The organism is Geodermatophilus sp. URMC 60, assembly GCF_053502585.1.
This window is the reverse complement of sequence record NZ_CP199958.1, coordinates 5110706-5134892: the sequence shown is the minus strand read 5'-3', so window position 1 is coordinate 5134892 and position 24187 is coordinate 5110706. Positions and strand designations below refer to the sequence as shown.

At 73.6% G+C, this 24187-nt stretch carries 23 protein-coding genes and 1 tRNA gene; 21 read left to right on the top strand and 3 right to left on the bottom strand.

Translation table 11 applies throughout. The features are described from left to right. The first annotated feature begins 54 nt into the window (after positions 1-54). Positions 55-918, top strand: coding sequence for an NmrA family NAD(P)-binding protein (locus tag ACWIX3_RS24160; protein WP_448609880.1), 864 nt, complete (start codon positions 55-57; stop codon positions 916-918). Positions 919-1022: 104 nt separating this feature from the next. On the opposite strand, the gene ACWIX3_RS24155 is transcribed toward ACWIX3_RS24160, so the two are convergent. The 3 genes from ACWIX3_RS24155 to ACWIX3_RS24145 all read right to left on the bottom strand — a co-directional run bounded on the left by ACWIX3_RS24155 (position 1023) and on the right by ACWIX3_RS24145 (position 2583). After that, positions 1023-1094 (bottom strand) — tRNA-Arg (locus tag ACWIX3_RS24155). Positions 1095-1153: 59 nt separating this feature from the next. Continuing rightward, positions 1154-1807, bottom strand: a complete 654-nt coding sequence (locus tag ACWIX3_RS24150) for a DUF305 domain-containing protein (protein ID WP_448609879.1) — start codon at positions 1805-1807, stop codon at positions 1154-1156. Next, positions 1804-2583 (bottom strand): DUF3105 domain-containing protein, encoded by a 780-nt coding sequence (locus ACWIX3_RS24145; RefSeq protein WP_448609878.1) that lies wholly within the window; start codon positions 2581-2583, stop codon positions 1804-1806. Before ACWIX3_RS24145 ends, ACWIX3_RS24150 begins: the two co-directional genes overlap by 4 nt. A gap of 189 nt (positions 2584-2772) precedes the next feature. On the opposite strand from ACWIX3_RS24145, the gene argS reads away from it, so the two are divergent. The 20 genes from argS to atpD all read left to right on the top strand — a co-directional run bounded on the left by argS (position 2773) and on the right by atpD (position 24074). Further along, on the top strand, positions 2773-4446 hold the full coding sequence (argS, locus tag ACWIX3_RS24140) for an arginine--tRNA ligase (RefSeq protein ID WP_448609877.1): 1674 nt from the start codon (positions 2773-2775) through the stop codon (positions 4444-4446). Between the two features lie 46 nt (positions 4447-4492). Further along, positions 4493-6016 (top strand): diaminopimelate decarboxylase, encoded by a 1524-nt coding sequence (lysA, locus tag ACWIX3_RS24135; protein WP_448609876.1) that lies wholly within the window; start codon positions 4493-4495, stop codon positions 6014-6016. Continuing rightward, complete coding sequence (locus tag ACWIX3_RS24130) at positions 6013-7326, top strand: homoserine dehydrogenase (protein WP_448609875.1); 1314 nt, start codon at positions 6013-6015, stop codon at positions 7324-7326. Before lysA ends, ACWIX3_RS24130 begins: the two co-directional genes overlap by 4 nt. Continuing rightward, positions 7323-8408 carry a threonine synthase gene (gene thrC / locus ACWIX3_RS24125; protein WP_448609874.1) on the top strand — a complete coding sequence of 362 codons (1086 nt, stop codon included), beginning with the start codon at positions 7323-7325 and terminating at the stop codon, positions 8406-8408. Before ACWIX3_RS24130 ends, thrC begins: the two co-directional genes overlap by 4 nt. Positions 8409-8473: 65 nt before the next feature. Beyond that, on the top strand, positions 8474-9397 hold the full coding sequence (gene thrB / locus ACWIX3_RS24120; protein ID WP_448609873.1) for a homoserine kinase: 924 nt from the start codon (positions 8474-8476) through the stop codon (positions 9395-9397). A 245-nt stretch (positions 9398-9642) separates the two neighbouring features. Next, on the top strand, positions 9643-11760 hold the full coding sequence (gene rho, locus ACWIX3_RS24115) for a transcription termination factor Rho (RefSeq protein ID WP_448609872.1): 2118 nt from the start codon (positions 9643-9645) through the stop codon (positions 11758-11760). Between the two features lie 179 nt (positions 11761-11939). Continuing rightward, positions 11940-12164, top strand: a complete 225-nt coding sequence (gene rpmE / locus ACWIX3_RS24110; protein WP_091212718.1) for a 50S ribosomal protein L31 — start codon at positions 11940-11942, stop codon at positions 12162-12164. A gap of 112 nt (positions 12165-12276) precedes the next feature. Next, positions 12277-13356, top strand: coding sequence for a peptide chain release factor 1 (gene prfA, locus ACWIX3_RS24105; RefSeq protein ID WP_448609871.1), 1080 nt, complete (start codon positions 12277-12279; stop codon positions 13354-13356). Further along, positions 13353-14213 carry a peptide chain release factor N(5)-glutamine methyltransferase gene (gene prmC / locus ACWIX3_RS24100; RefSeq protein ID WP_448612501.1) on the top strand — a complete coding sequence of 287 codons (861 nt, stop codon included), beginning with the start codon at positions 13353-13355 and terminating at the stop codon, positions 14211-14213. Before prfA ends, prmC begins: the two co-directional genes overlap by 4 nt. A 14-nt stretch (positions 14214-14227) precedes the next feature. Further along, positions 14228-14884 carry an L-threonylcarbamoyladenylate synthase gene (locus ACWIX3_RS24095; RefSeq protein WP_448609870.1) on the top strand — a complete coding sequence of 219 codons (657 nt, stop codon included), beginning with the start codon at positions 14228-14230 and terminating at the stop codon, positions 14882-14884. 284 nt (positions 14885-15168) lie between these two features. Further along, positions 15169-16419 carry a glycosyltransferase family 4 protein gene (locus tag ACWIX3_RS24090; RefSeq protein ID WP_448609869.1) on the top strand — a complete coding sequence of 417 codons (1251 nt, stop codon included), beginning with the start codon at positions 15169-15171 and terminating at the stop codon, positions 16417-16419. Beyond that, positions 16416-16895 carry a hypothetical protein gene (locus tag ACWIX3_RS24085; protein WP_448609868.1) on the top strand — a complete coding sequence of 160 codons (480 nt, stop codon included), beginning with the start codon at positions 16416-16418 and terminating at the stop codon, positions 16893-16895. Before ACWIX3_RS24090 ends, ACWIX3_RS24085 begins: the two co-directional genes overlap by 4 nt. A 119-nt stretch (positions 16896-17014) precedes the next feature. Beyond that, positions 17015-17239, top strand: a complete 225-nt coding sequence (locus ACWIX3_RS24080) for a hypothetical protein (protein ID WP_448609867.1) — start codon at positions 17015-17017, stop codon at positions 17237-17239. After that, complete coding sequence (gene atpB, locus ACWIX3_RS24075; protein WP_448609866.1) at positions 17236-18066, top strand: F0F1 ATP synthase subunit A; 831 nt, start codon at positions 17236-17238, stop codon at positions 18064-18066. Before ACWIX3_RS24080 ends, atpB begins: the two co-directional genes overlap by 4 nt. Positions 18067-18142: 76 nt before the next feature. After that, positions 18143-18379: an ATP synthase F0 subunit C gene (gene atpE, locus ACWIX3_RS24070; RefSeq protein WP_091152699.1), complete on the top strand. Its 237-nt coding sequence runs from the start codon at positions 18143-18145 to the stop codon at positions 18377-18379. A 44-nt stretch (positions 18380-18423) separates the two neighbouring features. Then, positions 18424-19017, top strand: a complete 594-nt coding sequence (locus tag ACWIX3_RS24065) for a F0F1 ATP synthase subunit B (RefSeq protein WP_448609865.1) — start codon at positions 18424-18426, stop codon at positions 19015-19017. Continuing rightward, complete coding sequence (locus ACWIX3_RS24060) at positions 19017-19889, top strand: F0F1 ATP synthase subunit delta (RefSeq protein WP_448609864.1); 873 nt, start codon at positions 19017-19019, stop codon at positions 19887-19889. The genes ACWIX3_RS24065 and ACWIX3_RS24060 overlap by 1 nt, the downstream gene beginning before the upstream one ends. A gap of 55 nt (positions 19890-19944) precedes the next feature. Then, positions 19945-21582: a F0F1 ATP synthase subunit alpha gene (gene atpA, locus ACWIX3_RS24055; RefSeq protein WP_448609863.1), complete on the top strand. Its 1638-nt coding sequence runs from the start codon at positions 19945-19947 to the stop codon at positions 21580-21582. A 2-nt stretch (positions 21583-21584) separates the two neighbouring features. Then, a complete protein-coding gene (locus ACWIX3_RS24050) occupies positions 21585-22559 on the top strand; it encodes a F0F1 ATP synthase subunit gamma (protein WP_448609862.1) in 975 nt (324 codons plus the stop codon). A 78-nt stretch (positions 22560-22637) separates the two neighbouring features. Then, on the top strand, positions 22638-24074 hold the full coding sequence (gene atpD, locus ACWIX3_RS24045; RefSeq protein ID WP_448609861.1) for a F0F1 ATP synthase subunit beta: 1437 nt from the start codon (positions 22638-22640) through the stop codon (positions 24072-24074). Positions 24075-24187: the final 113 nt, after the last annotated feature.

The window sequence follows — 24187 nt, the reverse complement described above, 5'->3', positions numbered from 1 at the left end:
TGTGCGGGGCGGACCGGGGTCCGCCCCGCACGAGAACCCTGAGGAGCACGCACCATGTCGATCGTCGTCACCGGAGCCACCGGACACCTGGGCCGGCTGGCCGTCGAGGCGCTGCTGGAGCGCGGCGTCCCGGCCGGGCAGGTCGTCGCCGCCGGACGCCGCACGCAGACCCTCGCCGACCTCGCCGACCGCGGCGTCGTCGTCCGCACCGCGGACTACGACGACGAGGCGTCGCTCGAGGAGGCCTTCGCCGGCGCCGACCGGCTCCTGCTGGTCTCCGGCAGCGAGGTGGGGCAGCGCGTGCGGCAGCACGGCAGCGCCATCGCGGCGGCGCGCGCCGCGGGCGTCGGGTTCATCGCCTACACGAGCATCGCGCACGCCGACACCTCCACGCTGCTGCTCGCCGAGGAGCACCGGGCCACCGAGCAGCTGCTCGCCGAGGCCGGGATCCCGCACGCGCTGCTGCGCAACAGCTGGTACACGGAGAACTACACCGGCCAGCTGCCCGTCTACCTGGAGCACGGCATCGCCGGTGCGGCGGGGGACGGCGCGGTCAGTGCGGCGACCCGCGCCGACTACGCCGCGGCGGCCGCCGCCGTCGTGGCCGCCGACGGGCACGCCGGTGCCGTCTACGAGCTCGGCGGTGAGCCGTTCACGATGACCGAGCTGGCGCAGGTCGTCTCCGCAGCGACCGGCCGCACGGTGACCTACACCGACATGCCCGTCGAGCGGTACCGGCAGGTCCTGGTCGCCGCGGGCCTGCCCGAGCCGGCCGCCGCGGTGTTCGCCGACGGCGACCGCGGCGTCGCCGCCGGCGAGCTGCTCGTCGAGGGCGGCGACCTGCGCCGGCTGCTCGGCCGGGCGCCGACACCGCTGACCGACGCCGTGGCCGCCGCCGTCGCCGCACTGCGCGGCTGACGGCGACGCGGCGGGGCGCCGTACGGCGTTCCCGCCGGGCAGGAGCCGTCCGGACACGCGAGAGGCCCCGCCGCGGACGGCGGGGCCTCTCGGTGCTCCTGGAGTGCCCCCGGCAGGATTCGAACCTGCGCACCCGCCTCCGGAGGGCGGTGCTCTATCCCCTGAGCTACGGGGGCTCTGCGGTGGGGCGTCGTAGAACCTACCAGCCGCGCCGCGGCGTTCCGACGGTGGTGCGTCAGGGCGCGGGGAGGGGGGTCCCACCACGTGCGGCGAGCATCCGCTCCATGGTCGTCACCTCCGCCGTCTGGGTCTCGGCGATCGTGCCGGCCAGGCCCGCGACGGCGGCGAGGCCGGCGTGCTCGGCCGCGTACTGCGCCATGTCGAAGCCGCCCTGGTGGTGCCGGATCATCAACCGCAGGAACTCGACGTCGAACTCCGCACCCGACAGGGAGCGCAGCCGCGTCAGCTCCGACTCGGTGGCCATCCCCGGCATCAGGCCGCCGTGCGCCGAGGCCGCGTCGTGCCCGGCGTGCCCGCCGTCCGAGGCCATCCAGGCCATGGTGTCCCCACCGGTCGGCGGCAGGCCCCACAGCGCCAGCCAGCCCTGCATCCGCCCGACCTGGTTCTGCTGGGTCTCGGCGATGTCGAACGCCAGCTGGCGGACCTCCGCGTCGGCGCTGCGCTCCAGCGCCAGGTTCGCCATCTCCACGCCCTGCAGGTGGTGCCGGGACATGTCACGGGCGAAGCCGGCCTCCACGGAGTCCGCGGCCGGCGCCGGCTCGGCGCGGCCGATGCCCAGGGCGACCGCGGCGCCCCCGCCGATCAGGACCAGCCCGACGGCGATGACCGCCAGCAGGAGGACCCGCAGCGGGCTGCGCGCGGCCGTCACGGAGCGCCGGTCCCGGCCCCGGCCGTCGGCGTGGTCGGGGAGTCGGTCGTCATGGCGGCGGCGCCGCGGCTGCTGTCGCCGACCGTGAGCGGCTCGGCGATGAACTGCGGGTTCTCGCAGCTGGCGCCCGGCTCGGGGAAGAACTCCTGGTTGTAGGTCAGGAAGTCGGCGAACTGCTCGATGCGCGGGTCGTCGGCCGAGTCCACCGCGAGCTGGTGGTTCCAGGACTGCAGGCTGATCGGGGAGGCCTGGCCGGGGTTGGGGGAGAGCATCCGGCCGGACTCGCTGGCCACGTCGGTGAGCGTCTGCAGCGCGTCCCCGGTGACGACCTCGGGGTCGTAGGTGATCCAGACGGCGCCGTGCTCGAGGCTGTGGACGGCGTTCTCCTGCCGGATCTGCACGTCGTACACGGTGCCGGTGCAGTCGGCCCACTCGCCGTCGTGCGGCCCGCCCACCGGCGGGGACTGCTCGTACGTGACGGGGGTGGTCACGTGCTCCTGGCCGGCGGGGTAGTCGAAGGTCTGCACGCCCCCGATCTCGTCGACGGCGTCGACCCGGCCGGCCTCGGACTCGTTGACCTGCAGGACCGCGTAGGTGAGGACGGCGGCGGCGAACACCAGGACGGCGACCGCGGCGGCGATCAGCCCCCACGGCCGCTGCGGCGTGACGACGTTGGTCACCGGCGGGCGCGTGCGCCCGCCCTTCGCGCCTGCCGCGCCCGCCCGGCTGGCTCCGCCGCGCGTGCGGCCGGGCTCGGGCTTGCGGTCCTTGGCCAAGGCCTCTCCTCGGGTGCTCGTTTCCTCGGGTGCTCGGTGTCCTGCCGGGTGGGCCACGGACGACGTCCACGCGGTGGTTCCGGCGGCCGAGTCTAGGTGCGGCACCTGAACGCACCCTGGGGGAACGGCGGGTCCGGGGGGTGAGGAAGGCCGCACGGGGCGCGGACGTGCGGTCAGTACGCTCGTGCGGTGACACCCGAGCAGCTGCAGGCCGTCGTCCGCACCGCCGTGGGCGCGGTCGTCGAGCGAGGCGCGCTGTCCGTCGAGGTGCCCGCCGAGGTCGTGGTCGAGCGGCCGAAGAACCCCGACCACGGTGACTACGCGACCAACGTGGCGCTGCGGCTGGCCAAGCCGGCCGGGCGGCCGCCGCGCGAGGTGGCCGAGCTGCTCGCCGAGGAGCTGCGGGCGCACCCGGGCATCGCCTCCGTCGACCCCGCGGGGCCCGGCTTCCTCAACATCACCCTGGCGCAGGGCGCGCTGGGCAGGATCGCCGTCGACGCCGTCACCGCCGGCCCCGCCTACGGGCACACCGACACCCTGGCCGGGCAGAAGCTCAACCTGGAGTTCGTCTCGGCCAACCCGACCGGCCCGGTGCACATCGGGGGCACCCGCTGGGCCGCCGTCGGCGACGCCCTCGGCCGGCTGCTGGAGGCCAGCGGCGCCACGGTCACGCGGGAGTACTACTTCAACGACGCCGGCGCGCAGATCGACCGGTTCGCCCGCAGCCTGATGGCCACCGCCCACGGCCGGCCGGCGCCCGAGGACGGCTACGCCGGCGACTACGTCGGCGAGATCGCCGCCCAGGTCGTCGCCGCCGAGCCCGGCGTGCTGGAGCTCCCCGAGGAGCAGCAGCAGGAGCGCTTCCGCCAGCGCGGTGTCGAGCTGATGTTCGCCGAGATCAAGCGCACGCTCGCCGCGTTCGGCGTCGAGTTCGACGTCTACTTCAGCGAGCGCACGCTGCACGAGACCGGCGCGCTGGAGAAGGCGATCGCGCGGCTGCGGGAGAACGGCCACGTCTACGAGGCCGACGGCGCCACCTGGCTGCGGACCACCGACTTCGGCGACGACAAGGACCGGCCGCTGGTCAAGAGCGACGGCGACCCCACCTACTTCGCCGCCGACTGCGCCTACTACCTGGACAAGCGTTCCCGCGGCTTCGACAAGGTCGTGATCATGCTGGGCGCCGACCACGCCGGCTACGTCGGCCGGTACAAGGCGCTGGTGGCCGCGGTGGGCGACGACCCCGAGGCGAACCTGGAGATCCTGCTCGGCCAGCTGGTCAACCTGGTCCGCGACGGCGAGCCGGTGCGGATGAGCAAGCGGGCGGGCACCGTCGTCCTGCTCGAGGACCTCGTGGAGGCCGTCGGCGCGGACGCCGCCCGCTACGCCCTGGCACGTGCTTCGGTCGACCAGCAGATCGACCTGGACCTCGACCTGTGGAGCCGGCAGACCAACGACAACCCGGTCTTCTACGTGCAGTACGCGCACGCCCGGATCTCCTCGGTGCTGCGCAACGCCGCCGACCTCGGGGTGGCCACGAGCCTCGACCCGCCCACCCCGGGGGACGTCGACGTCGCCCAGCTGACCCACGAGCGGGAGAACGACCTGCTGCGGGCGGTCGGCGAGTTCCCGCGGGTGCTGACGTCGGCCGCCGAGCTGCGCGCCCCGCACCGGGTGGCCCGCTACCTCGAGGAGCTGGCCGGCACCTACCACCGCTTCTACGACTCCTGCCGCGTGCTTCCGCGCGGCGACGAGGAGGCGACCGCGCTGACCACCGCCCGGCTGTGGCTGTGCGCCGCGACCGCCGTGGTGCTGCGCAACGGACTCGGCGTGCTCGGCGTCAGCGCCCCGGAGCGGATGTGAGGGCGCACCCCGCGGCGCCCGCCGGGCACGACGAACTGGAGCTGCCATGAGGGCGCACCCTGCTGGTCCGCTGCACGGCGGGATGACCCCGCCGCCGTCCGTCGGCCTGCCACCGGCCGACCTCGGCGGCCTCGACCCGCAGGTCTGGCCGCGCTCGACGCAGCGCGTCGACGGCGAGCTGCACGTGGGCGGCCGGCCGGTCACCGAGCTGGCGCGGGCGCACGGCACCCCGCTGTTCGTCCTGGACGAGGCCGACTTCCGCGGCCGGGCCGCGGACTTCGCCGCCGCCTTCGAGGGCGCCGACGTGCACTACGCGTCCAAGGCGTTCCTCTGCGGGCAGGTCGCCCGCTGGATCGCCGACGACGGCCTGCACCTGGACGCCTGCTCGGGCAACGAGCTGGCCCTGGCCCTGGCCGCCGGGTTCCCGGCCGAGCGGATCGCGCTGCACGGCAACAACAAGTCGCTCGTCGAGCTGCAGCTGGCCGTCGACTCCGGCATCGGCCACGTCGTCCTCGACTCCTTCGACGAGGTCGACCGGCTGGTCCCGCTGGCCGCCGCCCGGGTCGCCGCCGGCGGCGCGCCGGTGCCGGTGCTGATCCGGACGACGGTCGGCATCGAGGCGCACACCCACGAGTTCATCGCCACCGCCCACGAGGACCAGAAGTTCGGGTTCTCGCTGGCCACGGGCGACGCGCTGACCGCCGCGGTCCGGGTGATCCGGGAGCCGGCCCTGCGGCTGACCGGCCTGCACAGCCACATCGGCTCCCAGATCTTCGACACGGCCGGCTTCGAGGCGGCCGCGCACCGGGTCGTGGGCCTGCTCGGTCAGGTGCGGCAGGCCACCGGCCAGGTGCTGGGGGAGCTGAACCTCGGCGGCGGCTTCGGCATCGCCTACCTGCCCGAGGACGACCCGGTCAGCCCCGACGACGTCGCCCGGCGACTGCGCAGCGCCGTCGTCGCCGAGTGCGCCGCACTGGACCTGCCGGTGCCCCGGTTGGCCGTCGAGCCCGGTCGGGCCATCGCCGGCCCCGGCACCGTGACGCTGTACGAGATCGGCACCATCAAGCCGGTGCGGCTCGGCAGCGGCGGGCAGGGTGCGCCGCAGGTGCGCAACTACGTCTCGGTCGACGGCGGGATGAGCGACAACATCCGTACCGCGCTCTACGACGCCTCCTACACCTGCGTGCTGGCCAACCGGACCTCCGACGCCCCGCCGGCGCTGTGCCGGGTCGTCGGCAAGCACTGCGAGAGCGGCGACGTCCTGGTCCGCGACCTGTGGCTGCCCGCCGACGTGCAGCCCGGCGACCTGCTCGCGGTCGCCGCGACCGGCGCCTACTGCTGGTCGATGGCGAGCAACTACAACTACCTGCTCAAGCCGCCGGTGGTGGCCGTGCGGGACGGCGTCGCGACCGAGGTGGTCCGGCGTCAGACACTGTCGGACGTGTTCGCCCTCGACGCCGTCCTCGCCGACGTCCCCCCGCCCGCGACCGCGCCGTCCCAACCGGCGCCCGAGCACCCGGCCGCGGTCCGGTCGACGAACTCGCGAGTCGGCGCGGAGGCACGGTCGTGAGCGCGCCGCTTCGGGTCGCGCTGCTGGGCTGCGGCACCGTCGGCAGCGCGGTGCTGCGGCTGCTGGACGAGCAGGCGGGCGACCTCGCCGCACGCATCGGCCGGCCGGTCGAGGTCGCCGGTGTCGCGGTCCGCCGGCCCGACCGGCACCCGGACGTCCCGGCGCACCTGCTCACCACCGACGCGCACGGACTGGTGACCCGGGACGACGTCGACCTCGTCGTCGAGGTGATCGGCGGGATCGAGCCGGTGCGCTCGCTGCTGCTGGCCGCCTTCGAGGCCGGCAAGTCGGTGGTCAGCGCCAACAAGGCGCTGCTGGCCGACGACGGCGTCGAGCTGCACGCGGCCGCGGCCAAGGCCGGCGTCGACCTCTACTACGAGGCCGCGGTGGCCGGGGCGATCCCGCTGCTGCGCCCGCTGCGCGAGTCGCTGGCCGGTGACCAGTTGCGGCGCGTGGTCGGCATCGTCAACGGCACGACCAACTACATCCTGTCCCGGATGGCCGAGACCGGGCACGGCTTCACCGAGGCCCTGGCCGAGGCGACCGAGCTGGGCTACGCCGAGGCCGACCCGACCGCCGACGTCGACGGCTTCGACGCCGCCGCCAAGGCCGCCATCCTCGCCTCGCTGGCTTTCCACACCCCGGTCTCGGCCGCCGACGTGTACCGCGAGGGGATCTCCGCGGTCACCGCGACCGACGTCGCCCGGGCCACGGAGATCGGCTGCACGGTCAAGCTGCTGGCCATCTGCGAGCGGGTCGGGCGGGCGGGCAACGGCACGGCCGACGGTGACGGGGACTCCGTCGCCGTCCGCGTGCACCCCGCGATGATCCCGACGACGCACCCGCTGGCGTCGGTCGGCGGGGCGTTCAACGCCGTCTTCGTCGAGGCCGAGGCCGCCGGGCAGCTGATGTTCTACGGCCAGGGCGCCGGCGGCGACGCGACCGCCAGCGCCGTCCTCGGCGACCTGGTCGCCGTCGCGCGCAACCGGGCCGCCGGCGTCGCCGGCCCCGGTGTCACCACCTACGCGGGCCTGCCGGCCCGGCCGATCGCCGAGACGCCGACCCGGTACCACGTCAGCCTCGACGTCGCGGACAGACCCGGCGTCCTCGCGACGGTCGCCCAGGAGTTCGCCCGGCACGGGGTCAGCATCGCCACCGTGCGGCAGGACGGGCACGGGGACGCCGCGACGCTGGTCATCGTCACCCACAGCGCCCCGGACGCCGCGTTGTCGGCGACGGTCACCGCGCTGCGGGAGATGCCCGCCGTCCGGGCCGTGACCAGCATCCTGCGCGTGGAGGGACTGTCATGACGACGCAGCTGCCCGTGCGGGGCACCGTCTCACCGTTCTGGCCGGGCCTGATCGAGGCCTACCGGTCGCGGCTGCCGGTCAGCGACAGCACGCCCGTGGTGACCCTGCAGGAGGGGGCGACCCCACTGGTGCCGGCCGCGGAGCTCTCCCGCCGCACCGGCTGCGAGGTCTACCTCAAGGTCGAGGGGGCCAACCCGACCGGGTCGTTCAAGGACCGCGGGATGACCATGGCCATCACCAAGGCCAAGGAGGAGGGCGCGCAGGCGGTCATCTGCGCCTCGACCGGCAACACCAGCGCCAGCGCCGCCGCCTACGCGGCCCGTGCCGGCCTGGTCTGCGCCGTCCTGGTCCCGCAGGGGAAGATCGCGCTGGGCAAGCTGGCGCAGGCGCTGGTGCACGGCGCCAAGCTGCTGCAGGTCGACGGCAACTTCGACGACTGCCTGGCCCTGGCCAGCAAGCTGTCGATCGACTACCCGGTCAGCCTGGTCAACAGCGTCAACCAGTTCCGGATCGAGGGGCAGAAGACCGCCTCGTTCGAGATCGTCGACGTCCTCGGTGACGCGCCGGACGTCCACTGCCTGCCGGTCGGCAACGCCGGCAACATCACCGCGTACTGGCAGGGCTACCGGGAGTACGCTGCCGACGGCACGGCCGGCAGGACGCCGCGGATGTGGGGTTTCCAGGCCGCCGGGGCCGCCCCGATCGTGACCGGACAGGTCGTCGAGCAGCCGCAGACGATCGCCACGGCCATCCGCATCGGCAACCCGGCGTCCTGGACCAAGGCGCTGGCGGCCCGCGACGAGTCCGGCGGACGCATCGACGCGGTGACCGACCGGGCGATCCTCGCCGCCTACCGGCTGCTGGCCCGCACCGAAGCCGTCTTCGTCGAGCCGGCCTCGGCCGCCTCGGTCGCCGGGCTGCTGCAGGTCGCCGAGGCCGGTGAGCTCGAGCCGGGCCAGCGGATCGTCTGCACGGTGACCGGCAACGGGCTCAAGGACCCGGAGTGGGCGATCTCCGGCGCCCCTGCCCCGGTGACGGTGCCGGTCGACGCCGCGGTCGCCGCCGCGCAGCTGGGACTGTAGTGGAGGGACCACGTCCGGCCCTCCGCTCGGAGGAGGACACCGACGCGGCCGCAGTGCGGATCCGGGTGCCCGCGACCAGCGCCAATCTGGGGCCGGCGTTCGACAGCGCGGGCCTCGCCCTGACCTGCCACGACGTCGTCGCCTTCGACGTCCTCGCGTCCGGCCTGGCGGTCGAGGTCTCCGGCACCGGCGCGGGGGAGCTGCCCACGGACGAGTCGCACCTGGTGGTGCGCGCCTTCCGGGCCGCGTGCGACGAGCTGGGCTGGGCGCCGTCGGGACTGCGCGTGGTCGCCGAGAACGGCATCCCCCAGGGACGGGGGATGGGTTCATCGGCGGCGGCCGTGGTCGCCGGCGTCCTCGGCGCCTGGGCGCTGTGCCCCGAGGTCGACGCCGTCGACCTCGACGCGGTGCTCCGTCTCACCACGGAGCTGGAGGGACACCCGGACAACGTCGCACCCTGCCTGCTCGGCGGCGCGACGCTGTCCTGGATGACCGACGGGGTCGCCCGCGCCGACACCGTCCCCGTCCACGACGACGTGCAGCCGGTGGTGCTCGTCCCCGACACGACGCTGTCCACGCACGTGGCCCGCGGCCTGCTGCCCGACGCCGTCCCGCACGCCGACGCCGCCTTCAACGCCGGGCGGGCCGCGCTCCTGGTGCGCGCGCTGGTCAGCCAGCCGGCCCTGCTGTTCGAGGCGACCGAGGACCGACTGCACCAGCGGCAGCGCGCGGCCGCGATGCCGGACTCCGCACGGTTGCTGGAGCGGCTGCGCGCCGCCGGGCACGCCGCCGTCGTCTCCGGTGCCGGTCCGAGCCTGCTCGTGCTCACCCGCCGGCACCCCGACGACCCGGCGGACGCCCCGGCCGCCGCCGTCCGGGTGCGCGACGTGGTCGAACTCACTCCAGAGGGGTGGACCGTCCTACCCCTGGGGGTGGACGTCCACGGTGCGCGTGTCCATCGCCCTGTCCAGCAGGTATCGTCTCGATAACGAGGAACACACCGGTACCGCACGGTGTTGTCGTGTTCGTGAGCGCGAACTAGGCTCACGGCGTAGCCGCCCAGTCGGGCGAGCCTCGCGCGGGGCGTTGCAGACGATCTGATGTCCGTCGCCGCAGAAGCGCTCCGCACCCACTGGATCCCGTGTCTCTTGCTGTCCGCTCGAAGATCGGGCGGGAGGTGCCGGATCACCCCCTGCGCTGGTAGGCGCAGGTCTCCGCAGGGAAGGACCTGTACGTGAGCGAGACCACCGACCTCGTCACCGCGCCGCAGAGCGCAGGCACCGACGAGGCACCTGCCGTTTCTGGGACGACGGGCCGCACCCGTCGCCGCGGCAGCGGGCTCTCCGGCATGCTGCTGCCCGAGCTGCAGCGACTCGCCGCCGAGCTCGGCATCTCCGGCACCGGCCGGATGCGCAAGGGCGACCTGGTCGCCGCCATCTCCGCCCGCCAGGTGGGTGGGGAGAGCACCGGTGGCACCGCCACCAGCGGTGCCCCCGCCGACATCCCGGCCGCTCGTGGCGCCGACACCGCTCGCGGTGTGGCCGCCACGGCCGCACCGGTCGAGGCCCCGATCAGCGGTGGCGCCAACGGCGGCCCCCTGACCGCGTCGCCCGACGCGGGCACCGAGGCCGCGCCGCGGCGTCGTCGCGCGGCCAGCCGGCCCGCCGGCGCGCCGGCGGCCGAGGGCACCGCTCCGGCGGCCGAGGTCACCGCCCCGGCGGTCGAGTCCGCGCCCAGCGCGCCCGAGCCGCGCACCGAGGCACCAGCCGAGGCAGCCGGTACGGCTCCCGAGCAGACCGACGACGAGCGCACCGAGGGCGACCGTCCGCAGCGCAACCGCGACCGCGGGCGCAACCGCGGCGAGCGGGACGGCGGCCAGCGTGGCGACCGCGGCGACAACCGCGAGCGCGAGGGCAACCGGGACGGCGGCACCCGCACCGATCGGGACGGCACCCGCACCGACCGGGACGGCACCCGCACCGACCGGGACGGCACCCGCGGTCCTGACCGCAACGAGCGCGGCGGCCGGCCGGACAACCGCAACGACAACCGGAACGACAGCCGCAACGACCGCGGCAACGACAGCCGCAACGACGAGGACGACGACGACTTCGAGGGCGGCCGCGGCCGCCGGGGCCGCCGTTACCGGGACCGCAACCGCCGCGGCAACAGCCGCGAGCGCTTCGACCAGAACGAGCCGACCATCAGCGAGGACGACGTCCTCCTGCCGGTCGCCGGCATCCTCGACGTGCTGGACAACTACGCGTTCGTCCGCACCTCCGGCTACCTGACCGGCCCGAACGACGTCTACGTCTCGCTGTCGCAGGTGCGCCGCTACGGCCTGCGCCGCGGTGACGCCATCACCGGCGCCGTCCGCCAGCCCCGCGAGGGCGAGCGCAAGGACAAGTACAACGCGCTGGTTCGGCTGGACACGGTCAACGGCCTGGAGCCCGAGCAGGCCCGGCAGCGCCCCGAGTTCACCAAGCTGACCCCGCTCTACCCGCAGGAGCGCCTGCGGCTGGAGACCGAGCCGCACCAGCTGACGACCCGGGTCATCGACCTGGTCATGCCGATCGGCAAGGGCCAGCGTGCGCTCATCGTGTCGCCGCCCAAGGCCGGCAAGACGATGGTGCTGCAGTCGATCGCCAACGCGATCACGACGAACAACCCCGAGTGCCACCTCATGGTCGTCCTCGTCGACGAGCGGCCCGAGGAGGTCACCGATATGCAGCGCTCGGTGAAGGGAGAGGTCATCGCCTCGACCTTCGACCGGCCGCCGTCGGACCACACCACGGTCGCGGAGCTGTCCATCGAGCGGGCCAAGCGCCTGGTCGAGATGGGGCACGACGTCGTCGTGCTGCTGGACTCGATCACCCGCCTGGGCCGCGCCTACAACCTGGCGGCTCCCGCCAGCGGGCGCATCCTCTCCGGTGGTGTCGACTCCACGGCGCTCTACCCGCCCAAGCGCTTCCTCGGAGCCGCCCGCAACATCGAGAACGGCGGCTCGCTGACCATCATCGCCTCGGCGCTGGTCGAGACCGGCTCGACGATGGACACGGTCATCTTCGAGGAGTTCAAGGGCACCGGTAACGCGGAGATCAAGCTGGACCGCCGCCTGGCGGACAAGCGGGTCTTCCCGGCCGTCGACGTCAACGCGTCGGGCACACGCAAGGAGGAGATCCTCATGTCGCCCGACGAGCTGGCCATCGTCATCAAGCTGCGCCGGGTGCTCGCCGCGCTCGAGCCGCAGCAGGCGCTGGAGCTGCTGCTCGACAAGCTGCGCAAGACGCGCAACAACATCGAGTTCCTCATGCAGATCCAGAAGACGACCCTCGGCCCGGGGAACGACTGAAGGGCCTTCCTGCCCCCCGACCCTCGCTCCGCTCGGGCGGGGCCCCTGCAGGAGGGCCGTTCCAGCACGTCGCCAGCGTCAGGGATACTGAGCGACCGAGCCCCGCTGCGCGGCCGGAATGACCGGCCGGCCGCCGGCGTTCGACCACCTGAACGGCACAGACCACCGGAAGAGGCGACATGAAGCCCGGCATCCACCCCGACTACCACACCACCACGGTGACCTGTGGTTGCGGGAACACCTTCACCACCCGCAGCACGGCGCCCGGCGGCACGCTGACCGTCGAGACCTGCTCCGCCTGCCACCCCTTCTACACGGGCAAGCAGCGGATCCTGGACACCGGCGGCCGCGTGGCCCGCTTCGAGAAGCGGTTCGGCAAGCGCAACGCCAACGCCGGCCAGTAGTCCCCCCGACGGCGCCCGTCCCACCTCGTGTGGGGCGGGCGCCGTCGTCGTGTCCAGCCCCGTCCCCCCGGCGCTCCCCGCGGGGATCGCCGCTCCCCGAGGTGACCACCACATGAGCAGCAGCACCGACGCCGCGCCTGACCGGCTCAGCGGGCTGCTGGCCGAGCACGCCGCGCTGGAGACCGAACTGGCCGACCCCGCCGTGCACGCCGACGCGGCCCGCGCCCGCCGGCTGGGCCGTCGCTACGCGCAACTGGCCCCGCTGGTGGAGACCAAGCGCGCCCTCGACGCCGTCCGCGACGACCTGGCCGCCGCGCGCGAACTCGCCGACGAGGACGCCTCCTTCGCCGCCGAGGCCGCGGCGCTCGAGCAGCGGGTGCCCGAGCTCGAGGGGCAGCTGCGCGAGCTGCTCCTCCCCAAGGACCCCGACGACGACAAGGACGTCATCCTCGAGATCAAGGCGGGGGAGGGCGGCGCGGAGTCGGCGCTGTTCGCCGGCGACCTGCTGCGCATGTACCTGCGCTACGCCGAGCGACGCGGCTGGGCCACCGAGGTGCTCGACGCCGTGCCGGCCGAGCTCGGGGGCTACAAGGACGTCTCGATCGCGGTGAAGTCCCGCACGGACGAGGGCATCTGGTCCCGGCTGAAGTTCGAGGGCGGTGTGCACCGGGTCCAGCGGGTGCCGGTCACCGAGTCGCAGGGCCGCATCCACACCTCCGCCGTCGGCGTCCTCGTGCTGCCCGAGGCCGAGGAGGTCGACGTCACCGTCGACCCGAACGACTTGCGCATCGACGTCTTCCGCTCGTCGGGCCCCGGCGGGCAGAGCGTGAACACCACCGACTCCGCCGTCCGGATCACCCACCTGCCGACCGGCATCGTCGTCAGCTCGCAGAACGAGAAGAGCCAGCTGCAGAACCGCGAGTCGGCTCTGCGCGTGCTCCGCTCCCGGCTGCTGGCCGCGGCCCGCGAGGAGGCCGCCGCGGCGGCGAGCGACCAGCGCCGCAGCCAGGTCCGCACCGTCGACCGCAGCGAACGGGTGCGCACGTACAACTTCCCGGAGAGCCGGATCTCCGACCACCGGGTCGGCTTCAAGGCCCACAACCTCGACCAGGTGCTCGACGGCGAGCTCGACCCGGTCATCGACGCGCTCACCCGCGCGCACACCGCCGAGCTGCTGGCGTCGGGCTCCTGAACACCCGCGACCTGCTCACCGACGCGGCGCGGCGGCTCGCCGACGCCGGCGTCGAGTCGCCCCGGGTGGACGCCGAACTGCTGCTCGCCCACGTCCTCGGCGTCTCGCGCACCGGTCTGCTGACCCTCGGCGAGGTGCCGGACGACGCCGCCGCCCGCTTCGAGGCCCTCGCGGGGCAGCGTGCCGACCGGGTGCCGTTGCAGCACCTGACCGGCCGCGCACCGTTCCGCCACCTCGAGCTTGCCGTCGGTCCGGGCGTCTTCGTGCCGCGACCGGAGACCGAGCAGCTCGTCGAGTGGGCGCTGGCCCGACTGACCGGCGTCGCCGAGCCGGTCGTCGTCGACCTCGGCAGCGGCTCGGGCGCCATCGCGCTGTCGATCGCGCACGAGCACCCCGGGGCGCGGGTGACCGCCGTCGAGCGCGACCGGGGCGCCGTCGAGTGGACCCGCCACAACGCGGCGGCCCGCGCCGCCGCGGGGGACCGCCCGGTCGAGGTGCTGTCCGGCGACATGACCGACCCAGGATTGCTGCGGGAGCTCGACGGCAGGGTCGACCTCGTCGTCTCCAACCCGCCCTACGTGCCCGACGGCGCCACGGTGCCGCGCGAGGTGGCCGACCACGATCCGCCGCTGGCGCTGTGGGGCGGCCCCGACGGCCTCGACGTCGTCCGCGGGCTGCTGCGCACCGCCGCCCGGCTGCTGCGGCCCGGGGGCGCGCTGGGCATCGAGCACGCCGACCAGCAGGGGAGCGCGCTGCCCGCACTGGTGCGCGCATCCGGCGGCTGGACCGACGTCGAGGACCACCCCGACCTGGCGGGGCGTCCGCGGTACACGACCGCGCACCGGGCCGGGGGATGACAGACTCGCCGCTCGTGGCTCCGTCTTCGTCCCCGGCGACCTACGACTGCTCCGACCCCGACGCCCGCGCTGCCGGGCTGGACGCCGCAGCGGCGGCGATCGGCAACGGCGAGCTGGTGCTGCTGCCCACCGACACCGTGTACGGCGTCGCCGCCGACGCCTTCACCCCGCCGGCGGTCGCCGCGCTGCTGGCGGCGAAGAACCGCGGCCGCACGATGCCGGTGCCGGTGCTCATCGGCGAGGCGTCCACGCTCGTCGGGCTGGTCACCGTCGTCCCGCCGTCGGCGACGAAGCTGGCCGAGGCCTTCTGGCCCGGGGGGCTGACCCTGGTCCTCGAGCACGCGTCGTCCCTGGCCTGGGACCTGGGGGACGCCGAGGGCACCGTCGCCGTCCGGCTGCCCGACGACGAGATCGCCCGCGACCTGCTGCGGCGCACCGGCCCGCTCGCGGTCTCCAGCGCGAACCGCTCCGGCCGCCCGGCTGCGACCACCGCCGACGAGGCGGTCGCCCAGCTCGGACCGCACGCGGCCGTCGTGCTGGACGGCGGCCCGCGCGCCGGGAGCGCGGCGAGCACGATCGTCGACTGCACCGTCCCGGCCCCGCGGGTGCTGCGGGTCGGCGCCATCCCCGTCGACCGGTTGCGCGAGGTCGTCCCCGAGGTCGTCGACTGAAGAAGGACCCCCTGCCCACGCCTGGCACGCTCGGCGCGGGATCTGGACGGTGGCCGTCCCAGTACGTCACCGGACTCCGGGTGCGGCCATCCGCTGCCCGGGGACGCCCTGGCGGCGGCCGCGATGGCCGCGCGCTCCCGGTGAGCGCGGGGCCGGAGCGATACCGTGGGACTCCACTCCGTCGTCGATGCCCCGGGAGATCCGCCGCGATGATCACCCCCTCCTGGGGCACCGTCTCCGGCAGGACGCACCCGTGCGCGACCCCGTCCGGCCCCGCCTGACCGATGCGCGAGTACGTCGTCGTCCTGCTCACCGCGGGGCTGGTCACCTACCTGGCCACCCCGGTGGTGCGGCTGGCGGCGGTCCGGCTGCGCATGATGGCCGCGCCGCGCGAACGCGACGTGCACGTCATCCCCACTCCGCGCGGGGGCGGCGTCGCGATGTACCTGGGGGTCGCCGCCGCGATCCTGGTGGCGACGCGGCTGCCGGCCCTCCAGCGCACCTTCGACGACTCGCAGACCGCCGCGGTCCTCGTCGCCGGCGGGCTCATCTGCGCGCTGGGCGTGCTCGACGACAAGTTCGGCCTCGACGCCCTGACCAAGCTCACCGGCCAGATCGCCGCCGCCGGCGTGATGGTGCTGCTCGGGGTCCAGCTGCTCTACGTCTTCCTGCCGGTCGCCGACATCGGGACGCTCTCGCTCGGACCCGACATCGGCGTCCCGCTGACCCTGCTGCTGACGGTCCTCACCGTCAACGCGCTCAACTTCATCGACGGTCTCGACGGGCTGGCCGCGGGCGTCTCGGCCATCGCCGCGCTGGCCTTCTTCGCCTACAGCTACCACCTGGGCGTCGAGGGCTACGACGACATCGCCAGCGCTCCCACGCTGATCACCGCGGTGCTGGCCGGCGCGTGCCTGGGGTTCCTGCCGCACAACTTCAGCCCGGCCCGCATCTTCATGGGCGACTCCGGCTCGATGCTCGTCGGCCTCATGCTCTCGGCGGCCGCCGTCTCGGCCACCGGGCAGGCCGATCCGCAGACCTTCGACTCCGCGGCGACCCTGCTGCCGCTCGCCCTGCCGCTGCTGGTGCCGATCGCGGTGCTCTCCATCCCGTTCATCGACCTGGTGATGGCCGTCGTCCGCCGCAGTCTGCGCGGCCGCTCACCGTTCTCGCCGGACAAGATGCACCTGCACCACCGGCTGCTGGCCATCGGCCACTCGCACCGGCGCGCGGTGCTGGTCATGTACTTCTGGGCCGCGCTGCTCTCCTTCGGGGCGGTGGGCCTGTCGATCACCGGCGGCCGGGTGGAGCTGCTCGTCGGCATCGCGGTGCTGCTCGTCCTCGGCGTCGTCGTGGTCCTCAGCCCGCGCGCCCGGCGGGCGGCCCGTGAGGCGCGCGCCGCCGAGCTCGAGGCGCAGCGCCGGCGCAGCCGCGCCGACCACCCCACGGCGCGGGCGCTGCGCGCCACCGCCCCCTCCGTCCAGGGCCGGCCGGCCGACCCGGCCGGCAAGCCGTCGCCCCAGGGAGTCCGATGACCGTCACCGGGACCGAGCAGCAGCAGGTCCCCTGGGACCTCTCCTTCCTCCGCGTGGGGACGGCGGTGACCGCGGCCCTCACCGCCGTCGCCGCACCGGTCGCGGGGATGGTCGCGGGCTGGGACGCCGCCGTGGCCGTGCTGCTCGGCGCCGCCGTCGTCACCTTCTTCTTCGCCCTGTCCGGCCTGGTGATCGCCTGGGCCGGGCGGCACGGCGACGCCTTCACGCTGCCCGCCGCCCTCGGCTCGTTCTTCGTGAAGATCCTGGTCCTGGCCGCCGTGCTCCAGTCGCTGCCGGCCGACGGGTGGGTGCACCGCCGCACGCTGGCGTGGACGGTGATCGTGGGGGCGTTGGTCTGGAGCGTCGTCCAGCAGCGCTGGGTCTGGACCCGCCGGCTGTACTACGTCACCCCACCCGCCCCGCCCTCGACCGGGGGAACCCCACTGCCGCCGGGGAGCCCCTCGACACGCGGCTGATAGTGTCCCGGCCGATGGCCGAGGACAGCTCCTCCAGCGGGGGTTCTCGACCTCGACCTGCACCGTCCGCCCAGCGTCAGCCCAGCGGGGCCGACATCGGGTGGAGCATCACCGGGACCATGCTCTCGGGGATCGTCGTGTGGGGCGGGGTCGGGCTGCTGCTCGACCGCTGGTGGGGCACCCGCTTCGTCGCCCTCATCGGCGTGCTCCTCGGCCTGACGGTGGCCATCTACCTGGTGGTCGTCAAGTACGGCGCCCTGCCCCCGGCCGAGGGGTCGGGGCGCACCGGCTCCACCCGGGGCGGGCGACGCAGCCCGACCAGGACGCAGAAGGGACAACGGTGACCTCCAGCGCCCACGCGCTCGCCGACGTGCTCGCCGCCGAGGGCGGCGGTGGGGAAGGCGGCTTCCAGTCTCCGACCATCGCCGAGTTCTACCCGCCGGCGGTCGCCGAGTTCTCGGTCCTGGGCATCGACTTCGAGATCACCCGGATCACGATCATCATGTGGATCGCGACCGCGGCGATCCTCACGCTGCTGGTGCTCGCCGCGCGCAAGGCGTCGGTGGTCCCCGACAAGCTCCAGTACATCGGTGAGAGCGGCTACTCGCTGGTCCGCGACGGCATGGCCCGCGACGTCATCGGCCCCAAGGGCCTGCCGTTCGCGCCGTTCCTGGCGTCGCTGTTCTTCTTCATCCTCGCGAACAACTTCATGAGCATCGTCCCGTTCGCGCAGATCTCGCCGAACTCCAGGTTCGCCTTCCCGCTGGTGCTCGCGGTGATCGTCTGGGTGCTCTACAACTACATCGGCATCCGCGAACAGGGGGCCGCGCGCTACTTCAAGGACGCCGCCATCCCGCCCGGCGTGCCGATCGGGGCGCTCATCCTCGTCACGCCGATCGAGCTGCTGCAGGTCTTCGTGATCCGGCCGTTCACCCTCGCGGTCCGGCTCTTCGCCAACATGTTCGCCGGGCACATGCTGCTGGTCGTCTTCTCGCTCGGCGCGGTCTACCTGCTGACCGCCGGCGGGATCATGCCCATCTTCGGCGCGGCCTCCTTCCTCATGGCGCTGGTCATGACCTTCTTCGAGCTGCTGGTCATCGTCCTGCAGGCCTACGTCTTCGTCGTCCTCACGGCGACCTATCTGAACGGCGCTGTCGAGCCCGCTCACTGACCGCACCACCACGTACCACCCCCAGCCAGCCGCCCGGGGCCTTCCCGGGCGACCGACACAGGAGGAATCACCCCGCATGGTCCTTGCAGAGCTCGTCGGCAGCATCGGTTCGGTCGGCTACGGTCTGGCCGCGATCGGCCCGGGCATCGGCGTCGGCATCGTCTGGGCCGCCTACATCCAGGCGACCGCCCGGCAGCCCGAGTCGGCCGGCCTGACCCGGACCTACGCCTTCCTCGGCGCCGCGCTCTCCGAGGCGCTGGCCCTCATCGGCCTGGTCGTCCCGTTCATCTTCGGGCCGGGCAACGCCGGCTGACCTGGGTCCCGTCCAGACTCCTCTGACGTAGGGACGTGCAGAGCATGAGCATCCAGGCTGCGGAGTCGGCCAACCCGCTGCTCCCCCCCGTGGGGGAGATCATCATCGGGACGATCACCTTCGCGATCGCCTTCTTCGTCCTGGCCAGGTTCGTCTGGCCGCGGTTCGAGCAGGTCTTCCGGGCCCGCCGGGAGGCGATCGAGGGCGGCATCGAGCGGGCCGAGACGATGCAGGCCGAGGCCAAGGCGGCGCTCGAGCAGTACCGCGCCCAGCTGGCCGAGGCCCGCACCGAGGCCGCGCAGATCCGCGACCAGGCCCGTGCCGAGGGCCAGCAGATCCTCGAGGAGCTGCGGGCCCAGGCGCAGGAGGAGTCGACGCGGATCCTGGCCCGCGGTGAAGAGCAGCTGGCGGCCTCGCGGCAGCAGGTCGTCAACCAGCTGCGCGGCGAGATCGGCGCGCTCGCGGTCGACCTGGCCGGCCGCGTGGTCGGCGAGTCCCTCGAGGACCAGGCGCGCCGCAGCGGCACCGTCGACCGGTTCCTCGACCAGCTCGACGGCATGGCCGCCGGCGCCGCCTCGCCGGACGGCCGGGGCGGTGCCACCGGCAGCTCGGTGTACGCGCCCCAGGGCGACCGCTGATGGATGCCTCCAGCCGCCAGGCACTCGCGGTCGTCCGGGACCGGCAGGGCGAGATCACCCGGCCGGCGTCCGGTCTGCTGGAGCGGACCCGCGATCGCCTGACCGGCCAGGAGCGGGCCGCGACCCCCGAGGAGCTCGCGGCCCTGGCCGACGAGCTGTTCGCCGTCGCGCGCCTGCTCGACGGGCAGGTGTCGCTGCGCCGGGCGCTGTCGGACCCGGCGGGAAGCCCTTCGGACCGGGCCGGCGTCGCGCGGCGGCTGCTGTCCGGCCGGGTCTCCGAGGCCACGCTCGACCTGGTCGAGACCGCGGCCCGGCAGCGCTGGTCGCGGCCGCTGGACCTGGTGGAGGCCACCGAGACCCTGGCCACGGACGCCGCGCTGGACGCCGCGGACGCCCGCGGTGAGCTCGACGGCGTCGAGGACGAGCTGTTCCGGTTCGGACGTATCGTCGGTGGGGATGCAGAACTGTCCCGGATCCTCAGCGACCGCACCGCGCCGGCCGCCGGCAGGGCCGCGCTGCTGGACCGGCTGCTCGCGGGCCGGGTCAGCCCGATCACCGCGATGCTGCTGCGCAACCACCTCACCGGGCGGGCCATCGGCCACGCCGAGAACGTCGTCGAGCGCCTCTCCGAGGCGGCCTCGACCCGCCGCGGTCAATCGGTGGCGCACGTGACGACCGCGGTGGCGCTCACCGACGCGCAGGAGCAGCGGCTCGCCCAGCTCCTCGGTCGCCTCTACCACCGCCCGATCGGCCTGCAGGTGACCGTCGACCCGAGCGTGCTCGGTGGCCTGGTCATCCGCGTCGGTGACGAGGTCATCGACGGCAGCGTCGCGCACCGTCTCGAGGCCGCCGGCCGACGGCTCGTCGGCTGACCCGCGACCCGGCCCACACCCAGACACCACCCAGCAGGGAAGAGGACACCACGCCATGGCCGAGCTGACGATCTCCGCCGACGAGATCCGCAGTGCCATCCAGAACTACGTCACCGAGTACTCGCCCGACGTGTCGCGGGAAGAGGTCGGGATCGTCACCGAGGCCGGCGACGGCATCGCCCGGGTCGAGGGCCTGCCCTCGGTCATGACCAACGAGTTGCTCGAGTTCGAGAGCGGCGTCCGCGGCCTGGCGCTGAACCTCGACGTCCGCGAGGTCGGCGTCGTCATCCTCGGCGACTACGCCGGCATCGAGGAGGGCCAGCAGGTCCGCCGGACCGGCGAGGTCCTCTCCGTCCCGGTCGGCGACGGCTACCTCGGCCGCGTGGTCGACCCGCTGGGCAACCCGATCGACGGCGCCGGCCCGATCACCACCACCGGCCGCCGGGCGCTGGAGCTGCAGGCCCCGACCGTCGTCCAGCGGCAGTCGGTGCACGAGCCGATGCAGACCGGCATCAAGGCCATCGACGCCATGACGCCGATCGGCCGCGGCCAGCGCCAGCTGGTCATCGGAGACCGCCAGACCGGCAAGACGGCGATCGTCACCGACACGATCATCAACCAGAAGCAGGCCTGGGCCACGGGCGACCCCGCCCAGCAGGTCCGCTGCATCTACGTCGCCGTCGGCCAGAAGGGCTCGACGATCGCCGCGATCCGCGCCTCCCTCGAGGAGGCCGGCGCGATGGAGTACACGACGATCGTCGCCGCCCCGGCGTCGGAGGCCGCGGGCTTCAAGTACATCGCCCCCTACACCGGCTCGGCCATCGGCCAGCACTGGATGTACGAGGGCAAGCACGTCCTCATCGTGTTCGACGACCTGTCCAAGCAGGCCGAGGCCTACCGCGCGGTCTCCCTGCTGCTGCGCCGGCCGCCAGGCCGTGAGGCCTACCCCGGCGACGTCTTCTACCTCCACTCCCGCCTGCTGGAGCGCTGCGCCAAGCTCTCCGACGAGCTGGGCGCCGGCTCGATGACCGGCCTGCCGCTGGTCGAGACCAAGGGCAATGACGTGTCGGCCTACATCCCGACCAACGTCATCTCGATCACCGACGGGCAGATCTTCCTCGAGACGGGTCTGTTCAACTCCGGGGTCCGCCCGGCCATCAACGTCGGCATCTCGGTGTCCCGCGTCGGCGGCTCGGCACAGATCAAGGCGATGAAGTCCGTCGCCGGCCGGCTGCGGCTGGACCTCGCGCAGTACCGCGAGCTGGAGGCCTTCGCCTCGTTCTCCTCCGACCTCGACGCCTCCAGCCGGGCCACGCTCGAGCGCGGTCAGCGGCTGGTCGAGCTGCTCAAGCAGGGCCAGTACCAGCCCTACCCGGTGGAGCGCGAGGTCGTATCCATCTGGCTGGGCACCACCGGCAAGCTCGACAAGGTCCCGGTGCCGGAGGTCCGCCGCTTCGAGTCCGAGTTCCTCGACTACGTCGCCCGCAACCACGGCGGCGTCTTCGACGGGATCCGGCAGAGCCGCGCGCTCGGCGACGACGCCGTCTCCGGCCTGGAGCGGGCGGTCGAGGAGTTCTACGGCCAGTTCCAGACGTCCGAAGGTGCCACGCTGCGGATCAACGAGGACGAGGCCGAGGCGATGGACGCGTCCGAGCGCGGCCAGGAGCGCGTCCAGGTCAAGCGGAGCGCCTGACCGTGGCCAGCAACCTCCGCGCGCTGCGGCGCCGCATCCGCTCCACGAAGTCGACGAAGAAGATCTTCTCGGCGCAGGAGCTGATCGCCGGCGCCCGCATCGTGCGCGCCCAGGCCCGGGTGGAGGCGTCCAAGCCCTACGCCCGGGAGATCACCCGGGTGCTGTCCGCGCTGGCCGGCTCGGCGTCGCTGGACCACCCGCTGCTGACCGAGCGGCAGGACGCCCGTCGGGCGGCGGTGCTCGTCATCACCTCCGACCGCGGGTTCGCCGGCTCGTACAACGTCAACGTGCTGCGCCGCACCGAGGAGCTGCTCTCGCTGCTCCGCCAGGAGGGCAAGGAGCCGGTCCTCTACGTGGTGGGACGGAAGGGGGAGACCTACTACTCCTTCCGGAACCGCGCGGTGGCCGAGACCTTCACCGGGTTCTCCGAGCAGCCGAACTACACCGACGCGCAGGGCGTGGGGGAGGCGCTCATCGCCGCCTTCACCGCCGGTGAGGACGACGACGAGAGCGGCGCCGGGGCCGACGGCGTCCTCGGGGTGGACGAACTGCACATCGTCTACACCGAGTTCCGCTCGCTGCTCGCGCAGATCCCGGTCGCCAAGCGGATGGCCCCGCTGGAGGTCGAGGAGGTCGAGGAGTTCGACTACGAGCGCGAGGAGCGGGAGCGCGGGGTCACCACCGGCGACTCCGGCGTCCCGACCTCGTACGAGTTCGAGCCCTCGCCCGACGCCCTCCTCGACGCCCTGCTGCCCAAGTACGTCACGACGCGGATCTTCGCGGCGATGCTGGAGTCGGCGGCGTCGGAGTCGGCGTCCCGGCGGCGGGCGATGAAGTCGGCCTCGGACAACGCCGAGGAGCTGGCGAAGAACCTCTCACGGCAGGCCAACCAGGCTCGCCAGGCCGAGATCACCCAGGAGATCAGTGAGATCGTCGGCGGTGCGGACGCGCTGGTGTCCGCGGGCGCCGACGACTGACCCCACCCCCGCCGCTCCCGCGGCAGGGACACCGAAGACGCGGACCAACGCAAGGCCGAGGGCAGGAGAGCAGTACAGATGACCGTCACCGAGGACCGTCCGACCACCCTGACGACCGGCCGCGTCGTCCGGGTCACCGGGCCGGTCGTCGACGTCGAGTTCCCGCGCGACGCGATGCCCGACCTGTTCAACGCCCTGGAGGTGGAGGTCACCCTCGCCGACCTGGGCAAGACGCTGACCCTCGAGGTCGCCCAGCACCTGGGCGACAACGTGGTCCGCACCATCTCGATGCAGCCGACCGACGGTCTGGTCCGGGGCGCCGAGGTCCGGGACACCGGCTCCGCGATCTCCGTACCTGTCGGCGACGTCACCAAGGGCCACGTCTGGAACGCCCTCGGCCAGTGCCTGGACACCCCCGGCCACGGTGCCGACGCGCTGCGCTGGGGGATCCACCGGCACGCGCCGCGGTTCGACCAGCTCGAGGGCCGCACCGAGATGCTGGAGACCGGCATCAAGGTCATCGACCTGCTGACCCCCTACGTGGCCGGCGGGAAGATCGGCCTGTTCGGTGGCGCGGGCGTGGGGAAGACGGTGCTCATCCAGGAGATGATCCGTCGCGTCGCCCAGGAGTTCGGTGGCGTGTCGGTGTTCGCCGGCGTCGGCGAGCGCACCCGTGAGGGCAACGACCTCATCACCGAGATGACCGAGTCCGGAGTCATCGAGTCCACCGCCCTGGTGTTCGGCCAGATGGACGAGCCGCCGGGCACCCGGCTGCGGGTCGCGCTGTCCGCGCTGACGATGGCGGAGTACTTCCGCGACGAGCAGAACCAGGACGTGCTGCTCTTCATCGACAACATCTTCCGGTTCACCCAGGCCGGGTCCGAGGTCTCCACGCTGCTGGGCCGCATGCCCTCCGCCGTGGGTTACCAGCCGACCCTGGCCGACGAGATGGGGGAGCTGCAGGAGCGCATCACCTCGACGCGGGGTCACTCCATCACCTCGCTGCAGGCGATCTACGTGCCCGCCGACGACATCACCGACCCGGCGCCGCACACCACGTTCGCCCACCTCGACGCGACGACCGTGCTCAGCCGGCCGATCTCGGAGAAGGGCATCTACCCGGCCGTGGACCCGCTGGACTCCACCAGCCGGATCCTGGACCCGCAGTACGTCGGGCAGGAGCACTACGCCACCGCCCAGACGGTGAAGCAGGTGCTGCAGCGCTACCAGGAGCTGCAGGACATCATCGCCATCCTCGGCATCGACGAGCTCTCCGAGGAGGACAAGGTCACGGTCAACCGGGCCCGGCGCGTCGAGCGCTTCCTCTCGCAGAACATGTTCGTGGCCGAGGCCTTCACCGGGCAGCCGGGCTCGTTCGTGCCGGTGTCGGAGACGCTCCAGGCGTTCAAGGCGATCACCGACGGCGAGTACGACAACGTCCCGGAGCAGGCGTTCTTCATGTGCGGCGGCCTCGAGGACCTCGAGCGCAACGCCGACAAGCTCAAGCGCGGCTGAGAGGGGACCACCCCTCCCCCCACGCCTCGCCACGGAACGGCCGGGTCCCAATGGGACCCGGCCGTTCCGTGTTCCCGGGCCGGAGTGCGGGTAGCCCCCGGCGCGGCGGTCCC